Genomic DNA, 22,438 nt, shown 5'->3' with positions numbered 1-22,438 from the left:
ATGTCTCCGCATCCGGTGCTTGCCATGGCGGTGGAAGAGACCATCGCCGCTCATGGCACCGATCGCCGCGTCGGCGTCGTGGGTTCCTTGCGCCGTGATGAGGGTGGGTTGAAGCGCTTCTTGCTCTCGCTCGCTGAGGCACACATCGCCGGGGTACGGATCGACTGGGCCGCCTGCTTCGCGCACTCCAACGCCCGATCCGTCCCCCTGCCCACCTACGCCTTCCAACACAAGCACTACTGGCCGAGCATCCGCCCGGCCGCCAGCGATCCGGGCGCGTCCGGTCTCGGCCGCGTCGAGCACCCGGTGCTGACGGCGGGCATGCAACTCGCCGACCGGGACGAATGGGTGCTCACCGGCAGGCTGTCCCACGAGACACAGCCCTGGCTGCGCGATCACGTCGCCTTCGGCCTGCCCGTCGCACCCAACTCGACCCTGGCCGAACTCGCCTTGGCCGCCGGCCGCGACCTTGGCACGCCACTCCTGGACGAGCTGATGTTCGAGGCGCCGCTGCTGCTGTCCGACGACGCCACCCTTCAGATACAGGCGATCGTCGGCGCCCCAGACGCGGACGGCCGCCGCACGGTGTCCGTCCACTCACGCCCCGATGGCGATCAGCACGCCGAGGCGACCCGGCACTGCACGGGCCTGCTCGCCCCGGACACCGAGCCCGCCATCGGCCTGGTCGGCGCCTGGCCGCCGCCCGGCGCCGAACCGGTTCCGGTGGACGGGCTGTACGCCGCGCTCGCCGACCTCGGTCTCGACTGCGGCCCGGCCCTGCTCGGCGTACGAGCGGCTTGGCGCGCCGCAAACGAGGTGTACGCCGAACTCGCCGTGCCCGATGACATCGGCGCCGCCGACTTCGGCATCCACCCGGCGCTCTTCGAAGCCGCGTTGCACACCCGGCAGTTGGTGCTCGCCGAGCAGGGCGTGCCGAAGCTGCCGGTCTCCTGGTCCGGGGTGCGCCTGGTGACACCCGGCGTCGGACACGGCCGGGCCCGCGTCGCCGTCGATGGCGACACCCTGCGGCTGGACCTGTACGGCGACGACGGCTCCCTGGTGTTCGCCGTGGACCGCGTCGCCTTCCGCGCGGCCGACCCGGCCCATCTGGAGGAGCTGCGACGCGGCCAAAGCTCGCTGTACCGCGTGAACTGGACGCCGGTTTCGGTCGGTGCGTCCAGCCCGATACGGCCGGTCGTGCTGGGTGCCGCCGACGCCGACGCCGGTGTGGGAGCCGCAGACCGGTACGCCGACCTGGATGCGCTCGCCCGGGCCGTGGCGGACGGCGCGGCGACACCGCAGGCCGCCCTCACCGTGCTTGACACACCGGCCGACGCCGACGCTTCGGCGGTACAGGACGCTGCCGACGACGCCGCAGCGCTCGTACGGGGCTGGCTGGACGGGGCGCCGTCCGATGCGGCCGTCCTCATTGTGGCGACCCGACGCGCGGTCGCCGTTGGCGACGATGACGAGGAGGATGTGCTCGACCCGGCGCAGGCGGCCGTGTGGGGTGTCCTCGGCGCCGCGCAGGCCGAACACCCGGGCCGGTTCCTGGCTGTAGATGTAGATGGAGATGTAGGCGCGGCCGTGGGCGTGGTCGTGGCTGGTGCCACCGCACCGGAGTGGGGCGCGCTGCTCGGCCTCGATGAGCCGCAGCTCGCCGTCCGCTCCGGACGGGTCCTCGTACCCCGGCTCGCCTTGGCCCCGGCACCTTCCACCGACCGGCCCGCGGCCCTAGGCGCCAACGGCACGGTGCTGATCACCGGCGGTACGACGCCCCGGGGCACGGCCCTGGCCCGGCATCTGACCGCCCACTACGGTGTACGCGATCTGCTGCTGCTCGGTGAGCCCGGCGCCGCGGCGGACGAACTCGTCGCGGAACTCGCCGAACGGGGCGCCCGGACCCGCGTCGAGGCCGCCGAGTCGGACGGCCTCGCCGCCCTCGTCGCGTCCCTGGACCAGCCGCTCACCGCGGTGATCCACACCGAAGACGGGGCCAGCGGGCCCGATCTGGCCCGGCAGTTGCACACGTTGACGCAGGAGTCCGACCTCGCCGCCTTCGTGGTGTTCAGCTCCTTCGCCCCGGTAACCCCCGTCGCCCCGGGCACTTCCCTCGCCGGCGGTCCCGCCCGCGCGGAGCATGCGGCGGCCGACGCGGCCGGCCATGCCCTGGTGCGGGCCCGGCGCGCCGCCAAACAGACCGGCACCGCGCTGGCCTGGGGCCCGTGGGCGGGTGAGCCTGCGGGACCCGGCGCGGTCGAACTGCCCGTCGAGCGCGCCCTGGACCTGTTCGACCAGGCCCTCGCCACGGACACCGCGCTCCTCGTGCCGGTACGACTCGACTCGGCTGCCCTGCGCGCACAGGCCCGCGAAGGGACCCTGCCGGCGCTGCTGCGTGGCCTGGTCCGGCTGCCCGCCAAGCCCGAGGCCGGCACCGGCTCGCTCGCGCAGCGCCTGGCCGGCGTCTTGGCCGCGGACCGCGAACGGGTCGTGCTCGACCTGGTCACGGAGCACGTCGCGGCCGTGCTCGGGCACGGCGCCGATGAGCGGATCGACGCCGAGCGCAAGCTCAAGGAACTCGGCATGGACTCGATGAGCGCCGTGGGACTGCGTAACCGGCTCGCGCAGGCGACCGGGCTTCGGCTGCCCGTGTCGTTCGTGTTCGAGCACCCCACCCCGGCGGAGATCGCCCGGCAACTGCTCAAGCAGGTCAGTACCGGCGCCTCGGACGCCGTGCCGCCCGTACCCGCAGGTGCCACGATCAGCGCGCGGCTACGGCAGGCCGCCGCGTCCGGCACGTTGCCCACCGCACTGCGGCAGCTGGTGGCCGCCACCGCGGAGCGGCCCGTGTTCGCGTCGGCCGCCGAACTGCCCGACAACGGCGGCAGGCTCGCCCAACTGGCCGCAGGGCCAGGCCGCGTGAAGATCGTCTGCGTGCCGTCGTATGTGTACGTCGTCGGCTCGGGCCAGGAGCAGTTCATGCGGCTCGCTGACCGTTTCGACGGCGTACGGGACGTGCATGTGTGCACCCTGCCGGGCTTCGGCACCGAACAGGCCCCGCGGTCCCGGGAGGTGGCCCTGGACCTCCTCGGCGACGCCATCCGAGCGGCGGTCGGCGACGCGCCGTTCGTCCTCGTCGGCTACTCCATGGGCGGCGTCGTGGCTCGCTCGCTCGCCGAACGCCTGGAAAGCGGTGGTGCGGCGATCGCCGGCGTCGCGATGATCGACACACTCGCACTCGACACTGGCGCCGCCGGCGATGCCACCGCCGACACTGATGCCGATGCCGATGCCGATGCCGCCGCTGACGCGTTCGCCGCACTGCTGGCCGGGTTGCTCACCCAGGAGCGGCGCGAGATCGCCATCGACGATGCGAGTTGGCTGTCCATGGGCGACTACCTGCGGCTGTTCACCGGGGAGCGGACCGGGCCCAGCACCGCCCGGACCCTTATGATCCGGGCAACCGAACCCCTCGACGGTGCCGCGCCCGACGACCGGCGCTGGGTGGCCACCGACGACCACGTCGGCGTCGCCGCCGACCACTTCACCCTCATCGAGGCTGCCGCCGGCGACACCGCGGACGCCATCGAGCGGTGGATCGGGGCATGAACGGCGTACCCCTGTTGGACAGCACTCCACACCACGTGACCCAAGCGGCAACGAGACAAGGAAGCAACGAATGAATCCCTCAAGCAACGCTCACGACGCGGTGGCCACGTCCACGCCCGAGGCCAAGTGCCCGATCGACCACACCGCGGCGACCCCGAGCGAGGTCATTGCCGGCACCGAGCTACCCGTGGTGGACATGCCCCGGCTGAAGCAGGTGCTGAGCGTTTGGGCCCGCCCCGAGACCTATCTGAAGAAGTGCCGCGACACCTACGGCAGCCGTTTCCGCGTCACGATCATCCCCAATGTGCCCCTGTACGTGATATCGGCGCCCGAGGACGTCAAGCAGATGTTCCTCGCGCCCCGCGACGTCCTGCACACCGGCTCAAGCAACACCCCCATCGAGAAGTGGACCGGCCACAACGGCCTCGCCTGGCTGGACGAGGAGGAGCACACCGCCCGGCGCCGCAGCGTCATGCCGAGCTTCCGCGGCGAGGCCCTCAAGCGCATCGAGCGGGGGGTCCTGCGGCTCGCCAAGCAGGAGGTGGCGGCCTGGCCGCGTAACCGCGCGGTGGCCATGCACCCCTTCGCGCACCGGTACGCCACCAAGGTGATCTTGGAGGTCCTGTTCGGTGAGCACCGTCCCTCCAACGAGGACGCCTTGTTCCGGGAGGTGATGAAGATGCTGGAGTTCAACTCCCGCCCGGCGACCATGCGGCCGTTCCACTTGCTGCCCGCCTGGAAGATGCGGATGACGCGGCTTTTCCGGCCCAACGGCGTCCACGAGTTCTTGACCCGCCGCGACAGCGTCCACGCGAAGGTGTACGCGGCCATCGACGAGCGTGAGAAAAGCGGCGCGGTAGGCGACGACCTGCTGGGCGTCATGCTCGGCATCACCGACGAGAACGGCAACCCGCCGAGCCGCGTCGAGATGCGCGACGAGATCATGACGCAGTTCCTGGCCGGCACGGAGACCACCACATCCGCCATGTGCTGGGCGCTGGAGTTCCTCACCCGCAACCAGCCCGTCGTTGACCGGCTGCGCGAGGAGATGGCGGAGGGCACGAGCGATGAGTATCTGACGGCCGTGGTGTACGAGGTGCTTCGGCTCGCCCCGCCCATCCAGCAGATCGTCCCCCGCGAGGTCGTCAAGCCGGTCGAACTCGGTGGCGTGCGCTACCAGCCAGGCGACCGCCTGTGGGCCAGCGCCTACCTGCTCAACCGGGACAAGGACACCTACCCGGACCCCGACGCGTTCAAGCCGGAGCGCTTCCTCGGCGTCAAGCCGGCCTCGCACACCTGGATTCCGTTCGGCGGCGGCCACACCCGCTGCCTCGGCGACCGGATCGCGATCTTGGAACTCAAGGCCACCATCACCGAGATTCTGACGACCTGCGACATCGAACGCGGCGACGCCGAACCGCAGCCCGCGCACGGCCGTACGGTCGTCAACATCCCGCGCAACGGCGCCCGCACGGTGCTTCGCCCGCGCCGATAGGTTGGCCGCGTCCCGTACCCGAGAGACGGAGTGTGTATGAGGCTGCCCAACACGGCGTTTACCGAGCGACCGTGGAGGATTCACGAGTTCATCAAGGACTTCGAGCTGGAGGACGTCTGGGACCTGGACACCCCGGGCGGTCCCGACGACCTGGCCCTGCTGGTCAAGCAGTTCAGCGGTGACGGCTCCGACTTCAAGCCGTCGCCCGCCTACAAGGTGCTGTTCGCGATCCGCTGGAAGCTCGGCGCCCTCCTCAAGTGGGACAACGCTGAGCACGGTGTCGGCCCCCGCAACCCCTCGCTGCGCGACCGGCTGCCGGAGGACCTGCGGGACGGTCCGCGCGGCCCCGACCTGCGGACCGTCCCCATGAAGTCCGTGTACCAGGCCCACGACGAGTGGGCCACCGAGGTCGTCAACAAGACCGTCCACGCCGTGATGCACATCGGCTGGGTCGCCGATGGCAACGGCAAGCATCACGCGCAGATGGCCGTGCTGGTCATGAAGAAGGGCACCTTGGGCAAGATCTACATGCCCGCCATCCTGCCCCTTCGGCGTGTGTTCGTGACGCCGTCGCTGGTGAAGACGATCGGCCGCAAGTGGAACGCGCGGAGCACCGTGTAACCACCCGCGACCTGACCCCCAACCGATCCACGTACGCCCGGTGCGGCTGCCGCGAAACGGCAGCCGCACGGGTCTGTCCTGCCCGCGGACCAGCAGCGCTGCCGGTGCGGAACGCGACGCCACCACTTTGGCGCACTGCCCGATTGAGACCGCGAAAGTGTATCTGCGGCAGCCTTCCCCGGATCGTGCAACAAAAGGCGTAGAAAGGGCAGGAGCTCTATGAACGTGAACGAGCACGCGCAAGGGCTCACCGGGGTGGGTCAAGACGCCGTCGCCGTCATCGGAATGTCGTGCCGGGTTCCCGGCGCCGACGACGTGCGCGCCCTGTGGCGGCTGCTGACGGACGGCGTTGACGCCCTCGCGGACGCACCCGCCGACCGGTGGCCGCGGGACATACCCGAACTGGCGAGCCACCCCAGGGGCGGTTTCGTCGAGGGCGTCGCGGACTTCGACGCGGACTTCTTCGGCATCTCCCCGCGCGAGGCCGCCGTCATGGACCCGCGCCAGCGCATGGTGCTCGAACTGAGCTGGGCGGCCCTTGAGGACGCCTACCTGCCCCCACACAGCGTGCGCTCCAGCGCCACCTCGGTGTTCCTGGGCGCCACCGGAGACGACTACGCCTCCCTGGCCCACCGGCAGGGCTCCGACGCGCTGTCCCACCATTCCATCGCCGGGCTCAGCCGCGGACTGATCGCCAACCGGGTCTCACACCAACTCGGCCTCCACGGGCCGAGCCTGACCGTGGACACCGCCCAGTCGTCATCGCTCGTCGCCGTGCACCTGGCCTGCGAGAGCCTGCGCTCCGGCGCTGCGCGCCTCGCCCTGGCCGGTGGCGTCCACCTGAACCTGGCGCCCGAGAGCACCATCGCGTTCGCCCGCTCCGGCGCCCTGTCCCCGGACTGCCGCAGCTACACCTTCGACGCCCGCGCCAACGGCTTCGTACGCGGTGAGGGCGCCGGCATCGTCGTACTCAAGCGCCTGGCCGACGCGGTCGCGGACGGCGACGACGTGTACTGCGTGCTGCTCGGCGGCGCCGTCAACCACGACGGGCCCGGCGCGCTCACCGTGCCCAGCGCCGAGGCACAAAGCGCGTTGCTGCGCCAGGCGTGCCGCGCCGCCGGGGTGGCCCCCGCCGAGGTGCGCTACGTCGAGCTGCACGGCACCGGCACCCGCGCCGGCGATCCGGTCGAGGCGAGCGCCCTGGCCGACGTCCACGGCGAAGGCCGCGCCGCCGAACAGCCGCTGCTGGTCGGCTCGGTGAAGACCAACATCGGCCACCTCGACGCGGCGGCCGGCGTCCTTGGTCTGATCAAGACCGCCCTGTCCGTACGGCACGGTGTGCTGCCCGCCAGCCTCAACTACGCGACACCGAACCCGGACATTTCGCTCGACGCCTGGAAGCTGCGCGTCAACACCGCCGCCACGCCGTGGCCCGCGGGACGCCGGCTGGCCGGCGTCAGCTCGTTCGGCATCGGCGGCACCAACTGCCACCTCGTCGTGGGCGCCCCCGAACCCACTCCCCAGCCCCCCGGGATACAGCCCGCACCGCGACCCGAGACCGGCACGCCCGTTCCGGTGCTGGTGTCCGCGCGCTCCCCGCAGGCCCTGCGCGCCCAGGCCCGCCAGCTCCACGACTGGGTACGGGACGACACCGCCCTGCACCCGCTGGACGTCGGCCACTCCACGACGACCACCCGGTCCGCGCTGAAGAACCGGGGCGTCGTCCTCGCTGCGGACCGGGCGGAACTCATCGAAGGTCTTGCCGCGTTGGCCGCGGGCACGCCCGCGGCCAACGTCGTCACCGGCACCGCCGGCGAGGGCAGCGGCGTCGTGTGGGTGTTCTCCGGCCAGGGCGCCCACTGGGTCGGCATGGCCCTGGGCCTGTGGGAGACGAACGAGGTGTTCGCCGCCCGGATGGACGCATGCGAACGGCTGCTCCAAGAGTGCGCCGGCTGGACCCTGCGCGACGTACTCGGCGACGAGAACGCCCTCAAGCGCATGGACGTCGTCCAGCCCGCGCTGTTCGCCGTCATGGTCTCCCTCGCCGAGGTGTGGCGCTCCGCCGGCCTGACGCCGGACGCGGTCATCGGCCACTCCCAGGGCGAGATCGCCGCCGCGACCGCCGCGGGCATCCTCACCCTCGCTGACGGGGTGCGCCTGATCGTCGCCCGCGCGCGGGTCATCACCGAAAAGCTGTCCGGGCGCGGTCTGATGGCCATTCTCGACCTGCCCGCCGACCAGATCGACCAGAGCCGGGTGTCGATCGCCGCCATCAACTCGGCCGGCACCGTAGTGATCTCCGGCGACCCCGAAGGCGTGCGCACCGCTGTCGCCGACTGCGAGGCCAAGGGGCTGCGGGCCCGTATCGTGCCCGTCGATTACGCCTCCCACAGTCACCACGTGGAGTCCATTCGCGACGAGGTGCTCAGCGGCACCGCGGGCGCCGCGACCACCGACACCGGGGTCGCGTTCTACTCCACCGTCACCGCAGGCCGCGTCGAACCGGCGACCCTCGACGCCGAGTATTGGTACCGCAACCTGCGCGAACCTGTCCGCTTCGCCGACACCATCCAATCCCTGGAGGCCGCCGGATACGGGGTGTTCGTGGAGGTCAGCCCGCATCCCGTGCTGACCGTGCACATCGCCGCCACGGCCGGCACCGCCGTTGTGCAGCCCACCTTGCGCCGCGACCAGGACGAGACGAGGTGCCTGCTGCTGGCCATGGCCGAACTCCACAGCCGGGGCGTCGATCTCCACTGGCGCGATGTGTTCACCGGCGCGCGGCGCGTGCCGCTGCCGACGTACGCCTTTCAGCGCGACACGTACTGGCTCGACGGCGCCACCGCCCAGGCGCCCGCCGCCCGCCCCGCCCCCGCGGCCGGGACCGCGGCACCCACCGAGCCCGGCGAAGGCGCCCTGTCCGAACAGGAGCTGTGGACACTGGTGCGCGGCGAAGCCGCCGTGCTGCTCGGGTACGCGGACACCACACGGATCGGCGCCGACCACACCTTCAAGGAACTGGGCTTCGACTCGGTGACCGCGGTGCAACTGCGCGACCGGCTCAACGCCTCAACCCACCTGGAGCTGCCCGCATCCCTGGCCTACGACCACCCGACGCCCGCCGCGGTCGTACGGCACCTACGGGAGCAACTCGGCGGCCCCGGCCCAGATAGCTATGGGCTGGAAACCGCCGCCGCGGACCCGGTGGACGAGCCGATCGCGATCGTCGGCATGAGCTGCCGCCTACCCGGCGGCGTGGAAAGCCCCGACGACCTGTGGCGGCTGGTCGCCGATGGTGTCGATGCGATCACCGGCTTCCCCCAGGACCGCGGCTGGCAACTCGACGCCGACGCCGATTTCCTGCCCGCCGGTGGATTCCTGGCCGGCGCGGCCGACTTCGACGCCGGGTTCTTCCGCATCAGCCCGCGCGAGGCCCTCGCCATGGACCCGCAGCAGCGGCTCGCCCTGGAAGCCGTCTGGGAGGCCCTGGAGAACGCCGGGCAGGACCCGGCCGGGCTGCGGCACAGCCCCACCGCCGTATTCATGGGCGCCATGGCCCAGGACTACCTGCCGCGCCTGCAAGACGTGCCCGACAACCTGGCCGGCCATGCCCTGACCGGCGGCTCAGGCAGCGTCGTGTCCGGCCGCATCGCCTACTGCCTCGGCCTGGAAGGCCCGGCCGTCACCGTGGACACCGCCTGCTCGTCGTCCCTGGTCACCTTGCATCTGGCCGCCCAGTCGCTGCGCTGCGGGGACTCCTCCCTCGCCCTCGCGGGCGGCGTCACCGTCATGTCCACGCCGGGCATGTTCGTCGAGTTCGCCCGGCAGGGCGGGCTCGCCGCCGATGGCCGGTGCAAGGCGTTCTCCGACGAAGCGGACGGCACCGGCTGGTCCGAGGGCGTCGGCGTGCTGGTCCTTGAGCGGCTGTCCGACGCGCGCCGCAACGGCCGTCGCGTCCTTGCCGTGCTGCGCGGCAGCGCCGTCAACCAGGACGGCGAGAGCAACGGCCTCACCGCCCCCAACGGCCCCTCCCAAGAACGCGTCATCCGGCAGGCACTGGCCACCGCCGGACTGTCCGCGGCCGACGTCGATGCCGTGGAGGCGCACGGCACCGGCACCGGCCTCGGGGACCCGATCGAGGCCCAGGCGCTGCTGGCGACGTACGGCCGCGACCGCGAAACCCCGCTGTGGCTGGGCTCGCTGAAGTCCAACGTCGGCCACACCCAGGCCGCCGCCGGTGTCGCCGGTGTCATCAAGATGATCCTCGCCATGCGGGCCGGCACCCTGCCCCAGACCCTGCACGCCGAGCAGCCCTCCAGCCGGGTCGATTGGACCTCCGGGGCCGTACGGCTGCTGGCCGAGCAGCGTGACTGGCCGATGGCGGACCGGCCCCGCCGCGCCGGTATCTCCTCCTTCGGCATCAGCGGCACCAACGCCCACGTGATCATCGAGCAGGGTGATACGGCTGAACTCGCCGGGCCCGCCGCCCAGGCCACCGCCGCGCCCCGCGGCGACCTGGCGTGGCCCGTGTCGGCGCACAGCGCCAAGGCGCTGGCCGGGCAGGCCCGCAAGCTGGCCGCCGCGCTCGCCGCCGACTCCACCCTTGACCCGGTGGGCGTGGCCACGTCCCTCAGCACCCAGCGTTCCACCTTCGACCACCGTGCCGTGGTCATCGGCGCCGACCGTAACGAACTCCTCGCCGGACTCGACGCCCTCGCCGAAGGACAGCGCGGTGTGATCGCCGGCCAGGTGTCGGCACCGCCCGCCGTGGCCTTCCTCTTCTCCGGGCAGGGCAGCCAACACCTGGGCATGAGCCGCGAGTTGATCGACACGTTCCCGGTGTTCGCCGACGCCTGGCGAGAGGTCTGCGCCGCGCTCGACCCGCTGCTTGAGCACCGTATCGACGACGTCGTATCCGCCGAACCCGACGCGGACACGGCCGAGCTGCTCGACGGCACCGCCATGACCCAGCCCGCACTGTTCGCGTTCGAGGTCGCCGCCCATCGGCTGCTGGCGTCCCTCGGCGTCGAACCCACGGTGCTCGTCGGGCACTCCATCGGCGAAGTGGCAGCCGCGCACGTGGCCGGCGTGTTCGGTCTCGCCGACGCCGCACGCCTGGTCGCCGCGCGCGGTCGGCTCATGAGCGCGCTGCCGCGCGGCGGTGCCATGATCGCCGTGCAGGCAAGCGAGGACGAGGCCCGGGCCGCGCTCGCCGGACACGAGGACGCCGCGTCCGTCGCCGCCGTGAACGGCCCCACATCGGTGGTGATCTCCGGCGTCGAAGACGTCGTCACCGAGGTCGCCGCGGCCCTGTCCGCTGACGGCCGCAAGACCAGCCGGTTGAGGGTCTCGCACGCCTTCCACTCGCCGCTCATGGACCCGATGCTGGATGACTTCCGGGCCGTCGCCCGCACCGTCGCCTACGCGCCCGCGCGCATCGCCGTGGTGTCCAATGTGACCGGTGCCATCGCCGAACCGGGCGAACTGGAGAGCGCCGACTACTGGGTGCGCCATGTGCGGGACGCCGTGCGTTTCGCCGATGGTGTCACCGCCGCCGTGAAGGCGGGCGCCGAGGCGCTGGTGGAGGTCGGGCCCGCTGGAGTCCTGGCCGCCATGGCTGGCGACATCCTCACCGAAGACAACGTGAGCGCGATTGCGCTGGCCCGCAAGGGGCGTTCGTACACGCGCTCGGCAGCCGAGGCCCTGGCCCGGCTGCACATCATCGGCGTCGCCATCGACTGGCCGGCCTACCTGACCGCAGTCGGCGCCACGGCCACGCCCGTAGACCTGCCCACGTACGCCTTCGACCACCAGCGCTACTGGGCACAGCAGGAGACACCGCGCGGGGACGTCGCGAGCGCCGGCCTTGCGGTCGTTGGGCACCCGTTCCTGGCCGCCGCCACCGAACTCGCCGTGGGGAACCAGGTGGTGTTCAGCGGACGCATCGACCCCAGCGCAGAAAGCTGGCTGGCCGACCACGCCATCTTCGGCACCACCGTGTTCCCCGGCGCCGCCGTCGTGGACCTGGCGCTGCGCGCCATCGAAGACACCGGCTGCCCGGCCATCGAGGAACTGACCCTGCACGCGCCCCTGACCCTCGCCGCCGGCGCCGTTCAGGTGCAGGTCCTGGTCGGCGACCTCGAACCGACCGGACGACGGCCCCTTGGGGTCTACTCGCGCCCCGAAACCGGCGATTCGACCCCGTGGACCCGGCACGCCGCCGGGCACGCCGTACCGAAGGCGCCCGCCCGACCCGCAGCCCCCGACACCTGGCCGCCGCGGGACGCCGAACCCGTTGACCTGTCCGGCTTCTACCCGCAGCTCGCCGAGCGCGGTTACGGCTACGGCCCGGCCTTCCAGGGCCTACACACGCTGTGGCGCGTGGGGGGCGACGAGATGTGCGGCGAGGTCCAGCTGCCCGAGCGCGTGCCCCACGCCAAGGGCGGATTCGCCGTGCACCCGGCCCTGTTCGACGCCGCGCTGCACCCGCTCCTGGCGCTCCTCGGCTCGGATGACCCGACGCGGGCCGTGCTGCCCTACGCGTGGTCCGGCCTCACCCACCACGCGCCCGGCGGCACCCGGCTACGGGTCCGCGCCACCCGGATCAGCGACACCGAGGTGGCCCTGGCGGTCACCGACGCCGATGGCGCTCCCGTGCTGAACGTTGACTCCCTGGCCCTGCTGCCCGCATCGCGAGACCAACTGGCGATCGGCCCCCCGGCCGACTCCCTGTTCGCCGTGCGCTGGTCACCGGTCGAGCCGGGCACACGACGGCCCGCACCGCCAGCCGACATCGTCTACCTCGACCCCACCCCGGACAGTGACGCGCCCACGGCGGCCCGTGGCAACGCCCGCCAGGCACTCGACCTGGTGCAGCGCCGGCTGGCCCACCACTTCGAGCGCCCGCTGGTCATCGTGACCCGCAACGCCGTGGCCGCCCTGCCCGACGAGACGCCCGACCCGACCCTCGCACCCGTGTGGGGCCTGGTGCGCTCGGCACAGACCGAGCACGGCGACCAGTTCGTCCTCGTCGATACAGACGGCAGCGAACCCTCCCTGCGCGCCCTGGAGTCCCTAGACACCGACGCACCCGAACTCGCCCTGCGCGACGGCCGGATCTACGTGCCCCGGCTCGTCCCGGCACAGCCATCGGCCACCGGCGAACGGCCGGCCCTTGACCCGAACGGCACGGTGCTGATCACCGGCGCCACCGGCGGCCTGGGCGCCCTGCTCGCCCATCACCTCGTCGTCGAGTACGGCGTACGCAACCTCCTGCTGCTCAGCCGCTCCGGCGCCGCGGGACCGGCCGCCGAACTGACCGAACTCGGCGCCCACGTCACCCACGCGGCCTGCGACGTCTCCGACGCGGACGCGCTGGCGCGGCAGCTCGCCGCAATCCCGCAGGAAACGCCGCTCACCGCGGTCGTGCACCTGGCCGGCGTGCTCGACGACACCACCGTGGAGCTGATGACCCCCGAACGCATCGACCGGGTCTTCGCGCCCAAGCTCGACGCCGCGTGGCATCTGCACGAGCTGACCAAGGACACCAACCTGGCGGCGTTCATCTTGTACTCCTCCGTCGTAGGCGTCGTCGGCAACGCGGGACAGGCCAACTACGCCGCCGCCAACGCCTTCCTCGACGCGCTTGCCGCACACCGCGCCGACGCCGGACTGCCCGCGCTGTCACTGGCCTGGGGCCCGTGGGAGACCGGCATGGCCAGCACCCTCAACCAGGTTGACCTGGCGCGCTTTCGCCGGCACGGCATGGCGCCACTGACCGCGGAGCGGGGCATGGCCCTGTTCGACGCGGCGCTCGCATCGGACGAGACGCTGCAACTGCCCGTGCAGGTGAACCGGGACACCCTGTGGCAGCAGGACACCGTGCCCGCACTGCTGCGCACCCTGGCCAAGACCCCGTCCGGTGTCGCGGGCGGGGCTGTGCCCGGGGCCATACCCGGGGCCGTCACCGCCGCCGCCGACGAGGGCGACGGCCGCTCACCCATGGCGGTCAGGCTGGCAGAGCTGGAGGAGGCGGAGCAGCACGAGGAACTGGTGGCGCTGCTCCTTGAGACCGCCGCCGTGGTGCTCGGCTATCCGTCCGCCGACGACATCGACGCCGACATGTCGTTCCAGGAGATCGGCTTTGACTCGCTCAGCGGTGTCGAGTTCCGCAACCAGGTCAAGCAGGACACGGGGGTGCACGTCCCGGCAACCGTGATCTACAACTACCCGACCCCCGCTGCGTTGGCGGAACGCATCCGAAACCTGATGTTCCCCGAGCCGGAGGCCGGCGCTGGGGACACGGGGGCCGAGGGCGCCGCCGATGCCCCGGACAACGGGCTCAACAGCCTCGGCGATGTCGGCGATATCGATGACCTTGACGATCTCGACGACCTTGACATTGAGGCCCTCGTGCAGCGGGCGAACTCCGAGTGACCTTGTGACGGCACGACCGCGAAACTGCCCGGCCGCATGGCCGAACGACCGCATGACCGCATATCGATGGAACGCCGCTGCGTGCCCGAACCGGAGAGTGGAGAGATGAAACCGGAAGACCTGAAGGCCGTTCGCTCGTTCGTCAAGGAGCATCTTGGCGACCGCCACACGCAGTGGGACACCTTCGATGACAAGCCCTCGGAGGTGTACGAGCGGTTTCGGGAGACCGGACTGGCCAACTGGTGGTTGCCCACCGAGCTCGGCGGGCGGGGGCTGAGCCTTGAGGACAGTGTGGAGATCGTCAACGAGATCGCGTACGGCGACGCCGGCGTGGCGTTCACGCTGTTCATCTCGGTGCTCGGCACCAGCATCGTGCAGCTGTACGGCTCCGACGAGCTCAAGGCCCGCTACCTCAAGCCCATGGCGCAAGGCGGCTCATTCTGCGCGACGCTGGGCAGCGAGCAGGCCGCGGGCAGCGAACTCGGCAAGACCGAGACGGTGGTGACGGCAGAAGGCGACGAACTCGTCGTCACCGGCGAAAAGTTCTTCTCCACCAACACCGACTTCGCGGACTTCCTCGTCGTCGTCGCCCGCTCCGCCGAGGACCCGGAGGCGTACCACGCGGTGCTCATCCCGCGGGACACGCCGGGCATCGAGGTCGTGAAGCGCTGGGACGTCATCGGCCTGCGTGCCTCACACACCTACCAGGTCAGCCTGAAGGGCTGCCGGGTGCCCGCCGCGAACCGCCTCGACGGCTCGGGCCTACGGCTGCTGGAGATCGGCCTGAACGCCAGCCGCATCCTGATCGCCACCACCGGACTCGGCATCGCCCGCCGGGTGCGCGACCACTGCATGAACTACGCCAAGACCAAGCCGTTTCGCGGTGGACTCCTCGTGGAGAGCCCCGTGTTCGCGCAGCGGCTCGGCCAGATGGAAATGCAGATCGACGTCATGAAGAGTCATCTGCTGCGGGCCGCCCGCGACTACGACGCGATCATGGCGGCACCCGACGCGGCGGGCCGCTTCCACCGGCAGGGCACCCTCAAGTCGGCGCTGACCGCGAAGATGTTCTGCGGGCAGGCCGGCTGGGACGTGGCGAGCGTGGGCTCCGAGATGTTCGGGGGCCTTGGCTACACCGACGAACTGCCCATCGGCAAACTGGTCCGCGACATGCGGTACGTATCCGTCGTGGAGGGCGGCGACGACGTCCTGCGCGATCTGCTGTTCGGCCGCTACGTGATCCCGGTGCCGCGCCGCAGCTAATCGCCACAGCCGGGCACGACAGCCGGGCCCCGCAGCCGGGCACGACAGCCGGGCACCACAGCCGGGTATGGCAGCCAGGCACCACCACGCCGAAAGGGTCCGGCGCGGCACCACACGTGCCGCGCCGGACCCTTGTGTGTCGTTCGGCGGGTCAGGGCACCTCGGCCTCGAACAGGGCCGTGCAGCCGTGCACCGCCAGCTTGTGCTCCGGGAAGCGCGCCGCCAGCTCCGTACGCAGGTCGCTGAGGCTGTCCTCGGCGTTGTTCATCACGCCGCGCCGGTTCAGCGACGGGAACATGACCCGGGCCACCGGCCCCACCGGGACCTCCTTGGTGAGCACCGTCGCGCCGAAGATCCGCCCGCCCGGCCGCACGCACGCCGCCACGTTGTCCAACACCCGTGCCTTGTCCCGGATGCTGCCGGGCACGCAATGCAGCAGGAAGTTCATCGACGCCGACCCAAAGGACCGTTCCGCAAGCGGCAGCGGCTCCAGGGCGTTGGCCCGCACCGTCGTCACGTCGAAATGGCTCAGCCGGCGCGCCGCGTGCCGCAGCGAGTGTTCGTTGAGGTCGGCCAGCGTGATGGAGCGCTGGGGCGCGGAGCAGTTGGCTAGGAAGTAGCCGGTGCCCACGCCGACGTCCAGGTGCTCGGGGGAGACGTTACGGTCGAACATGGCGATCACCTCGGACACCGGAACCCGGAACAGCACCCGGCAGTTGACCTTGAAGGCCACCAGGTCATAGAGCGGCAGCGTCCAGGGCCGGTAGATGGCCTGCCCGGCGTGCACCTGCTTCGAGCGGGGCGAGGTGGTCATGTGCGGAACCTCCGGTCGGCCGATGCGTCCGGCCACCACTGTACGCAGGGCACGCGGGCCCCGCGGGGTCCTGGCGGACGAAGGCGGCTTACGCGGTGGCCGGTTGAGCCGCGTGCGGCGATGCGGCTCGCCCAGTGGGGCACCACCGAGCGAGCCGAGGATCTCGCGCCTTTACCTGGCGTGGCGGGACACCGCTGTGTTCACGTCTTCGATGCAGCTGGCACCACCGGGACGGCTTCGTCGCCCGTTGGCTCGTCGCCACCGATGACGCCGACGTGCCGCAGCACCACGGCAGACAAGAACGCGAGCACCAGGGTGCTGACTGCCGCTACCAGCATCGCGACGTTCAGCCCGGAGGTGGCCGCCTCCTTGGCCTGGTCGAGCCAGCCGTCCGGCAGCTGGTTCCCCGAGGAGGACGCGCCGGCGAGGCTGTCGCCCGCCGCCTTGGCCACAGCGGGCGGTGTGCCGGCGGGGATCTCGTCGCCGATGCGGTCGCGGTAGACCGCGGTGGCCAGACTGCCCAGGGTCGCCACGCCCAAGGCGAGGCCCAGTTCCTGCACGGTCTCCGACATCGCCGAGGCCGAACCTGCCTTCTGCGGTGGGGCGGCTCCGACCACCAGGTCCGTGCCCAGGGCCGCGATCGCCCCGAGCCCGAGGTAGACCAGCCCGAAACCGATCACGATCGGGGTACTGCCGCTCGTCGGGTCCACTTGGGACAAAAGCGCGTACCCCAGCGTGGACAGCGCCAGGGTGCTGGCCACCACGATCCCCGGCGGCACACGCCGCGCGACCAGCGGTGCCCCGATCGCGGCCAGAAACATCATGAGCGCGGGCGGCCCCATCCACAGGCCCGCTTCGACGGGCGACAGTTCCTCCACGAGCTGGAGTTGCTGCGTGATCAGCAGCATCGCGCCACCGACGCCAACCAGCCCGACGAGTAGGACGCTCAGCGCGGCGCTGAAGGTGCGGTTGGTGAACAGCCGCACGTCAAGCAGCGGGCTCGCTAGGTTGCCCTGACGTCGGACGAACAGCACCGCGGCCACCAGGCCGATCATCGTGGCGGCGATCGTAGGAGTCCCCAGGCCGTCCTTGGCGACCCGCTTCACCGCGTACACCACAGGCAAGATCGTGAGCAGCGACAGCGCGACGCTGAGTAGGTCGAACCGGCCGCTTTGCGGTGCCCGGTACTCGGGGATCAGCACTGGTGCGGCCACCAGCAGGATGATCGCGACCGGGACCGCGAGGAGAAACGCCGAACCCCACCAAAAGTGGGCCAGCATCGCGCCGCCAACCACAGGCCCCAGAGCCATGCCGAGCGCAAAGCTTGTCGCCCAGACGCCGATGGCCAGTGAGCGCTGGCGCTGATCGGCGAACATGTTGCTGATCAGGGCGAGGGTGGACGGCATCAGCGTGGCACCGGCGATTCCCAGCGCCGCGCGTGCGGCGATGAGCATGTCGACGCTGTTGGCGTAGGCGGCCACCATCGAGACGGCCCCGAAGGCGGCAGCCCCGATCATCAGCAGCTTGCGGCGGCCTACCCGGTCGCCCAGCGTGCCCATGGTGATCAGGAAGCCAGCGATCAAGAAGCCGTAGGCGTCCATGATCCATAGCTCTTCGGTGCTACTCGGACGCAGGTCTTCCGCCAGCGAGGGCAGGGCGAGGTACAGCACGGTGACGTCGAGGCCGAGCAGCACGGTAGGCAACGCCAGGACGGCCAGCCCTGCCCACTCCCGGGGGCCGGCTTTGCGTACGGTCGGTGTGCTCATAGCGCTCCCATGCGTTTCGCGTTCGAGGACATGCGACGTCACTGTGCCGACCGAAGCGCACGATTTCCTGATGGTCCGCTGGTCATACACTGTGTCCATGCGCTACGGGGTGCTCGGCCCGCTGGCCGTCTGGGACGCCGAGGGGCAGCCGGTCAAGGTCCCCGAAGTGAAAGTGCGCGCCCTGCTGGCGAACTTGCTGATCCACGGGGGCGGGCCGGTGCCGGCGGACCGTCTTATCGATGACCTTTGGACGGGCAATCCGCCGGGCGGATCGGCCAACGCGCTGCACAGCAAGGTGTCCCAACTGCGCCGGGTGCTGGGTCGAGAGCAGGTGGTCCGCGAGCCGGCGGGCTATCGGCTGCTGCTGGCGGACGACACGGTTGATGCACTGCGGTTCCAGGCCCTGGCCGAACGCGCCCGCGCGCACAAGGAACCCACGGCGCAAGGGGACCTGTTCGCCGACGCGCTCGCGTTGTGGCGGGGCCCGGCCTACGCCGACGTCGCCGAGTCCCTGTTCGCCCGCGGTGAGATCGCCCGGTTGGAAGGGCTGCGGCTGACCGCCCTTGAGGACCAGGCCGAGGTGCGGCTGATGCTGGGCGAACATCTGCCGCTGGCCACGGGGCTGGGCGAACTGGTGGCGCAGCATCCGCTTCGCGAACGACTGCGCATGGTGCACATGCGCGCGCTGTACCGGGCCGGGCGGCAAGGTGATGCGTTGCGAAGTTTTCAGGAGCTGCGGCGTCAGCTCGCGCGGGAGCTGGGAGTCTCACCCGGGCCGGAAGTTTCCACGCTGCACGAGGCGATCCTGCGCCAGGAGCCGCATCTCGCGCCGCCGACCGCCGAGTCCCTGTCGCCCCGTACCAACCTGCCCATAGCGCTGACCTCGTTGATCGGCCGAGGGGAGGCGGTCGGCCAGGTCCGAGCACGGCTGAGCTCGGACTCCCACACCCGGTTGGTCACCCTCACCGGTCTCGGCGGCGTAGGCAAGACGCGACTGGCGATAGCCGCGGCGCGCGACATGACCCAACGCTTCACCGACGGTGTGTGGTTGGTTGAGCTGGCCGGTTTGGGTGCCGCATCGACCCCGAACGACATCGCCGAACGGGTCATCACGACGCTGGGGCTGTGCGACACCGCTGCCACGGAGCCGAATCTGGATGACCTGGTGACCTGGCTGTGTCAGGCGGTGGCCGACAAGCGCCTGCTGATCCTGCTCGACAACTGCGAGCATCTGGTCGATCCGGTCGCCGCGCTCGCCGGTGCCGTGCTGTCGTCGGTGCCAGCAGGGCATCTGCTGGTCACCAGCCAAGAAGCCCTGGATATCCCCGGCGAGGTGGTGCATCCGGTACCTCCGCTGGCACTGCCACAGCACACCGATCCGGGAGCGGTCGCCAGGTCCAGCGCCGTGGAGCTGTTCGTGGAGCGGGCAGCAGCGGCGGCGCCCGGCTTCCTCCTCGACGCGGACAACGCACCGGCCGTTTCCGCCATTTGTCGCCGACTGGACGGTATTCCGCTCGCGCTGGAACTCGTGGCCCCCCGGCTGCGGACGCTGAGCCCGCACGAGCTCGCCGCCTGCCTGGACAGCCGGTTTCCCCCGCCCGAAGTTCGAGCGCGCGGGCTACCCGCCCGGCAGCAGACGCTGCGGAGCATGCTCGACTGGAGCTGGCACCTCCTGACCGCGGACGAGCGGACCGTGCTGCGGCGGCTGGCCGTGCACGCCGATGGCTGCACCCTGTCGGCCGCCGAGACCGTCAGCGCCGACCGCGACCTGCACGTCGAGGGGGTGGCCGACCTGCTGTCGCGGCTGGTGGACCGTTCGCTGGTGGTCCGTGAGGCGGGCCGGTTCCGGCTGCTCGAATCGGTGGCCGCGTACTGCGCCGAGCGGCTCGCTGAGGCGGGGGAGGCGGTCGCCGTCCGCGCGAGGTTCGTACGGTGCTACGCCGAGCTGGCCGAACGGGAGAGCGAGCGGCTGCGTGGCCCGGAGCAGCGGCGTTGCCTGGAGCGCCTGGACGCGGAGACGGTCAACCTGCGCCGCGCCCTCGACCTTGCGGTCACCGAGGACGCCGGTGAACACGCGTTGCGGCTGGTGAACGCCATGGCGTGGTTCTGGTTCCTACGCGGGCGGCTCACCGAGGCCCGTAGGTCCCTCCGGGCGGCGCTGGCCACCCAGGGGGAGACCGACCCCACCGCACGTGCGGCGGCGCGGGCCTGGCTGGCCGGAATAGAACTGCGCACGTCATCGACCGGTGCCACACCGGTCCCGGCCGATGAAGACCCCACGGCCACTGTCGCCGACCCGGTGCTGCGAGCGCGGTTGCAGTGGTTCGTCGGCACCGGCTTGACCGGCCACGGCCGCCATGGCGAGGGGCGGCATCTGGTGGAGGCGAGCTTGGCCGGTGCGCGCAGCGCTCAAGACCGCTGGGGCGAGGCCGCAGCACTGGTGGAGCTCGCCGGCGACACCCAGGGCCGGGGCGAATCCGCCGCGGAACTGGGTGCCGCGCTGTTCCACGAGGTCGGAGACCGCTGGGGGCAGCTGCGGGCCACCCGGTCCCTGGCGCTCGCGGCCGAACGCAACGGCGACCACGCGCGAACGGAGCGGCTGCACCGAGAAGGGCTCCTGGTGGCCGAGGAACTCGGGCTGTGGACCGAGGTCGTCGAGGCGCTGACCTGGCTCGGCCAGACCGCATTGGCCGATGGCCACGCTCGGCGAGCGACGGAACTGTACGAGCGAGCGCTGTCCGCTTCGACCGAACGGGCGTACAGCCGAGGCGAGATCCGCGCCGAGATCGGTCTGGGGCTTGCCGCACGGCTGCGCGGCGACCAGGAAGCCGCCACCCGCCACCTGAACCGCGCGCTGGCCAAAAGCCGCGCATCGGGCCACGCCGCCGGTGCCGCAAACGCACTGGCGGAACTGAAGCGCGTCTCCCGAGCTTGACCGGGTTCGCGCTTCGCCGCTGGGCCGGCGGCGGTGGAAACGCACGCGCCTACCCGTCGAAAATCCTGCTGTGCCGCTACTCACACAGTCCAAGGTCACGATGTAACCCAAGGGTAGGCTAGGCAAGTTACCGACCACGAACTTCTGCCTATGGAGGACGCTGTGTCTGGATCTGTCATCCTCGCCGGGGCCCGCACCCCCACCGGTCGCTTGCTTGGCGCACTCAAGGACTTCTCCGGGGTCCAGCTGGGCGGCATCGCGATCAAGGCGGCGTTGGAGAAGGCGGGCGTGGCGCCCGAACAGGTTGAGTACACGATCATGGGCCAGGTGCTCACCGCGGGCGCCGGGCAGATCCCGGCCCGCCAGGCCGCAGTGGCCGCCGGCATCCCCATGAGTACCCCGGCGCTGACCGTCAACAAGGTGTGTTTGTCCGGCATCAACGCCATTGCGCTGGCCGACCAGTTGATCAGGGCCGGTGAGTTCGACCTGATCGTCGCGGGTGGCATGGAGTCCATGACCCAGGCACCGCACCTCTTGACCAAGTCGCGTGCGGGCTTCAAGCACGGTGAGGTCCCCCTGACCGACCACATGGTCTACGACGGCTTGTTCTGCCCGTTCGACCAGTTGGGCATGGGTGACTCGACCGAGAAGTACAACAGCCGCTACGAGGGGCTGACCCGCGAGAAGCAGGACGCGTTCGCCGCCGCGTCGCACCAGCGGGTAGCCGCCGCGGCGGCCGAGGGGCGGTTCGCCGAGGAACTGGTGCCGGTGACCATCCCGCAGCGCAAGGGTGACCCGGTGGTGTTCGACACCGACGAGGGCGTGCGTCCCGACACCACGGTGGAGGTTTTGGCGAAGCTGCGCCCCGCGTACCGCAAAGACGGCACCATCACTGCCGGTTCGGCCTCGCAGATCTCCGATGGCGCCGCAGCGGTGGTCGTGGCGAGCAAGGCCAAGGCCGAGGAGCTGGGCCTGTCCTGGATCGCGGAGATCGGCGCGCACGGCGTGGTGGCAGGTCCGGACGGGAGCCTGCATGAGCAGCCGTCGAATGCGATCAAGGCGGCGCTGGCCAAGGCCAAGCTTGAGGTCAGCGACCTGGACCTGGTGGAGATCAACGAGGCGTTCTCCGCGGTCGGCATCGTGGCCACCGAGAAGCTGGGCATCAGCCCGGACATCGTCAATGTCGATGGCGGAGCGATCGCGCTCGGCCATCCGATCGGCGCCTCAGGCGCCCGGATCATCGTGCACCTGGCCTACGAGCTGCGCCGCCGCGGTGGCGGCCTCGGCGCGGCGGCGCTGTGTGGCGGCGGCGGTCAGGGCGACGCGCTGCTGATCCGCGTGCCGGGCGCCTGACGTTTTCACGTAAGACCTGACGGTTTTACGTAGCACCTGACGGTTGTACGTAAGAGGTGATCGACCTGGGCGATCGCGCACGGACATGGGTCGCCGCGCACGATCGCCCGGTCGTTCGCGCCGGTTGAGGACGCGGACCCGGGGCG

9 protein-coding genes are annotated in these 22,438 nt (G+C 71.1%); 7 read left to right on the top strand and 2 right to left on the bottom strand.

Features of this window, described 5'->3' with window-relative positions; genetic code table 11:
• Positions 1 to 24: 24 nt before the first annotated feature.
• The 5 genes from FHS42_RS33430 to FHS42_RS33410 all read left to right on the top strand — a co-directional run bounded on the left by FHS42_RS33430 (position 25) and on the right by FHS42_RS33410 (position 15,424).
• The gene (locus tag FHS42_RS33430; RefSeq protein ID WP_184579611.1) at positions 25 to 3,609 is read left to right on the top strand and encodes an alpha/beta fold hydrolase; all 3,585 of its coding nucleotides are present in this window, start codon (positions 25 to 27) and stop codon (positions 3,607 to 3,609) included.
• A gap of 70 nt (positions 3,610 to 3,679) precedes the next feature.
• A complete protein-coding gene (locus FHS42_RS33425) occupies positions 3,680 to 5,104 on the top strand; it encodes a cytochrome P450 (RefSeq protein WP_184579609.1) in 1,425 nt (474 codons plus the stop codon).
• Between the two features lie 36 nt (positions 5,105 to 5,140).
• On the top strand, positions 5,141 to 5,725 hold the full coding sequence (locus tag FHS42_RS33420) for a DUF2867 domain-containing protein (protein WP_184579607.1): 585 nt from the start codon (positions 5,141 to 5,143) through the stop codon (positions 5,723 to 5,725).
• A 219-nt stretch (positions 5,726 to 5,944) separates the two neighbouring features.
• Complete coding sequence (locus tag FHS42_RS33415; protein ID WP_184579605.1) at positions 5,945 to 14,161, top strand: type I polyketide synthase; 8,217 nt, start codon at positions 5,945 to 5,947, stop codon at positions 14,159 to 14,161.
• A 105-nt stretch (positions 14,162 to 14,266) separates the two neighbouring features.
• The gene (locus tag FHS42_RS33410) at positions 14,267 to 15,424 is read left to right on the top strand and encodes an acyl-CoA dehydrogenase family protein (protein WP_184579603.1); all 1,158 of its coding nucleotides are present in this window, start codon (positions 14,267 to 14,269) and stop codon (positions 15,422 to 15,424) included.
• Positions 15,425 to 15,575: 151 nt separating this feature from the next.
• Here the strand turns inward: FHS42_RS33410 and FHS42_RS33405 are convergent, their stop codons facing one another.
• Together FHS42_RS33405 and FHS42_RS33400 are read right to left on the bottom strand one after the other, a co-directional pair.
• A complete protein-coding gene (locus tag FHS42_RS33405) occupies positions 15,576 to 16,238 on the bottom strand; it encodes a class I SAM-dependent methyltransferase (RefSeq protein WP_184579601.1) in 663 nt (220 codons plus the stop codon).
• Between the two features lie 200 nt (positions 16,239 to 16,438).
• Entirely contained in the window at positions 16,439 to 18,004 is a 1,566-nt protein-coding gene (locus FHS42_RS33400) for an MFS transporter (RefSeq protein WP_184579599.1), read from the bottom strand.
• A gap of 97 nt (positions 18,005 to 18,101) precedes the next feature.
• Between FHS42_RS33400 and FHS42_RS33395 the strand changes: the two genes are divergently transcribed.
• Both FHS42_RS33395 and FHS42_RS33390 read left to right on the top strand, forming a co-directional pair.
• Positions 18,102 to 20,939 carry an AfsR/SARP family transcriptional regulator gene (locus FHS42_RS33395; RefSeq protein ID WP_184579597.1) on the top strand — a complete coding sequence of 946 codons (2,838 nt, stop codon included), beginning with the start codon at positions 18,102 to 18,104 and terminating at the stop codon, positions 20,937 to 20,939.
• A 150-nt stretch (positions 20,940 to 21,089) separates the two neighbouring features.
• Positions 21,090 to 22,292, top strand: a complete 1,203-nt coding sequence (locus FHS42_RS33390) for an acetyl-CoA C-acetyltransferase (RefSeq protein WP_221477112.1) — start codon at positions 21,090 to 21,092, stop codon at positions 22,290 to 22,292.
• Positions 22,293 to 22,438: the final 146 nt, after the last annotated feature.

It is taken from the genome of Streptomyces zagrosensis (assembly GCF_014203645.1).
In the GTDB taxonomy this organism is placed as follows: Bacteria; Actinomycetota; Actinomycetes; order Streptomycetales; family Streptomycetaceae; genus Streptomyces; species Streptomyces zagrosensis.
The sequence above is the reverse complement of the archived record's forward strand: the minus strand, read 5'-3'. Positions and strand labels throughout refer to the sequence as shown.

What these genes read in the sequence shown, in the direction of transcription:
- FHS42_RS33420 (WP_184579607.1), top strand. Translation starts at nt 5,141, where the DNA reads ATGAGGCTGCCCAACACGGCGTTTACCGAGCGACCGTGGAGGATTCAC.
- FHS42_RS33430 (WP_184579611.1), top strand. Translation starts at nt 25, where the DNA reads ATGGCGGTGGAAGAGACCATCGCCGCTCATGGCACCGATCGCCGCGTC.
- FHS42_RS33415 (WP_184579605.1), top strand. Translation starts at nt 5,945, where the DNA reads ATGAACGTGAACGAGCACGCGCAAGGGCTCACCGGGGTGGGTCAAGAC.
- FHS42_RS33395 (WP_184579597.1), top strand. Translation starts at nt 18,102, where the DNA reads ATGCGCTACGGGGTGCTCGGCCCGCTGGCCGTCTGGGACGCCGAGGGG.
- FHS42_RS33425 (WP_184579609.1), top strand. Translation starts at nt 3,680, where the DNA reads ATGAATCCCTCAAGCAACGCTCACGACGCGGTGGCCACGTCCACGCCC.
- FHS42_RS33390 (WP_221477112.1), top strand. Translation starts at nt 21,090, where the DNA reads ATGGAGGACGCTGTGTCTGGATCTGTCATCCTCGCCGGGGCCCGCACC.
- FHS42_RS33400 (WP_184579599.1), bottom strand. Translation starts at nt 18,004, where the DNA reads ATGAGCACACCGACCGTACGCAAAGCCGGCCCCCGGGAGTGGGCAGGG.
- FHS42_RS33405 (WP_184579601.1), bottom strand. Translation starts at nt 16,238, where the DNA reads ATGACCACCTCGCCCCGCTCGAAGCAGGTGCACGCCGGGCAGGCCATC.
- FHS42_RS33410 (WP_184579603.1), top strand. Translation starts at nt 14,267, where the DNA reads ATGAAACCGGAAGACCTGAAGGCCGTTCGCTCGTTCGTCAAGGAGCAT.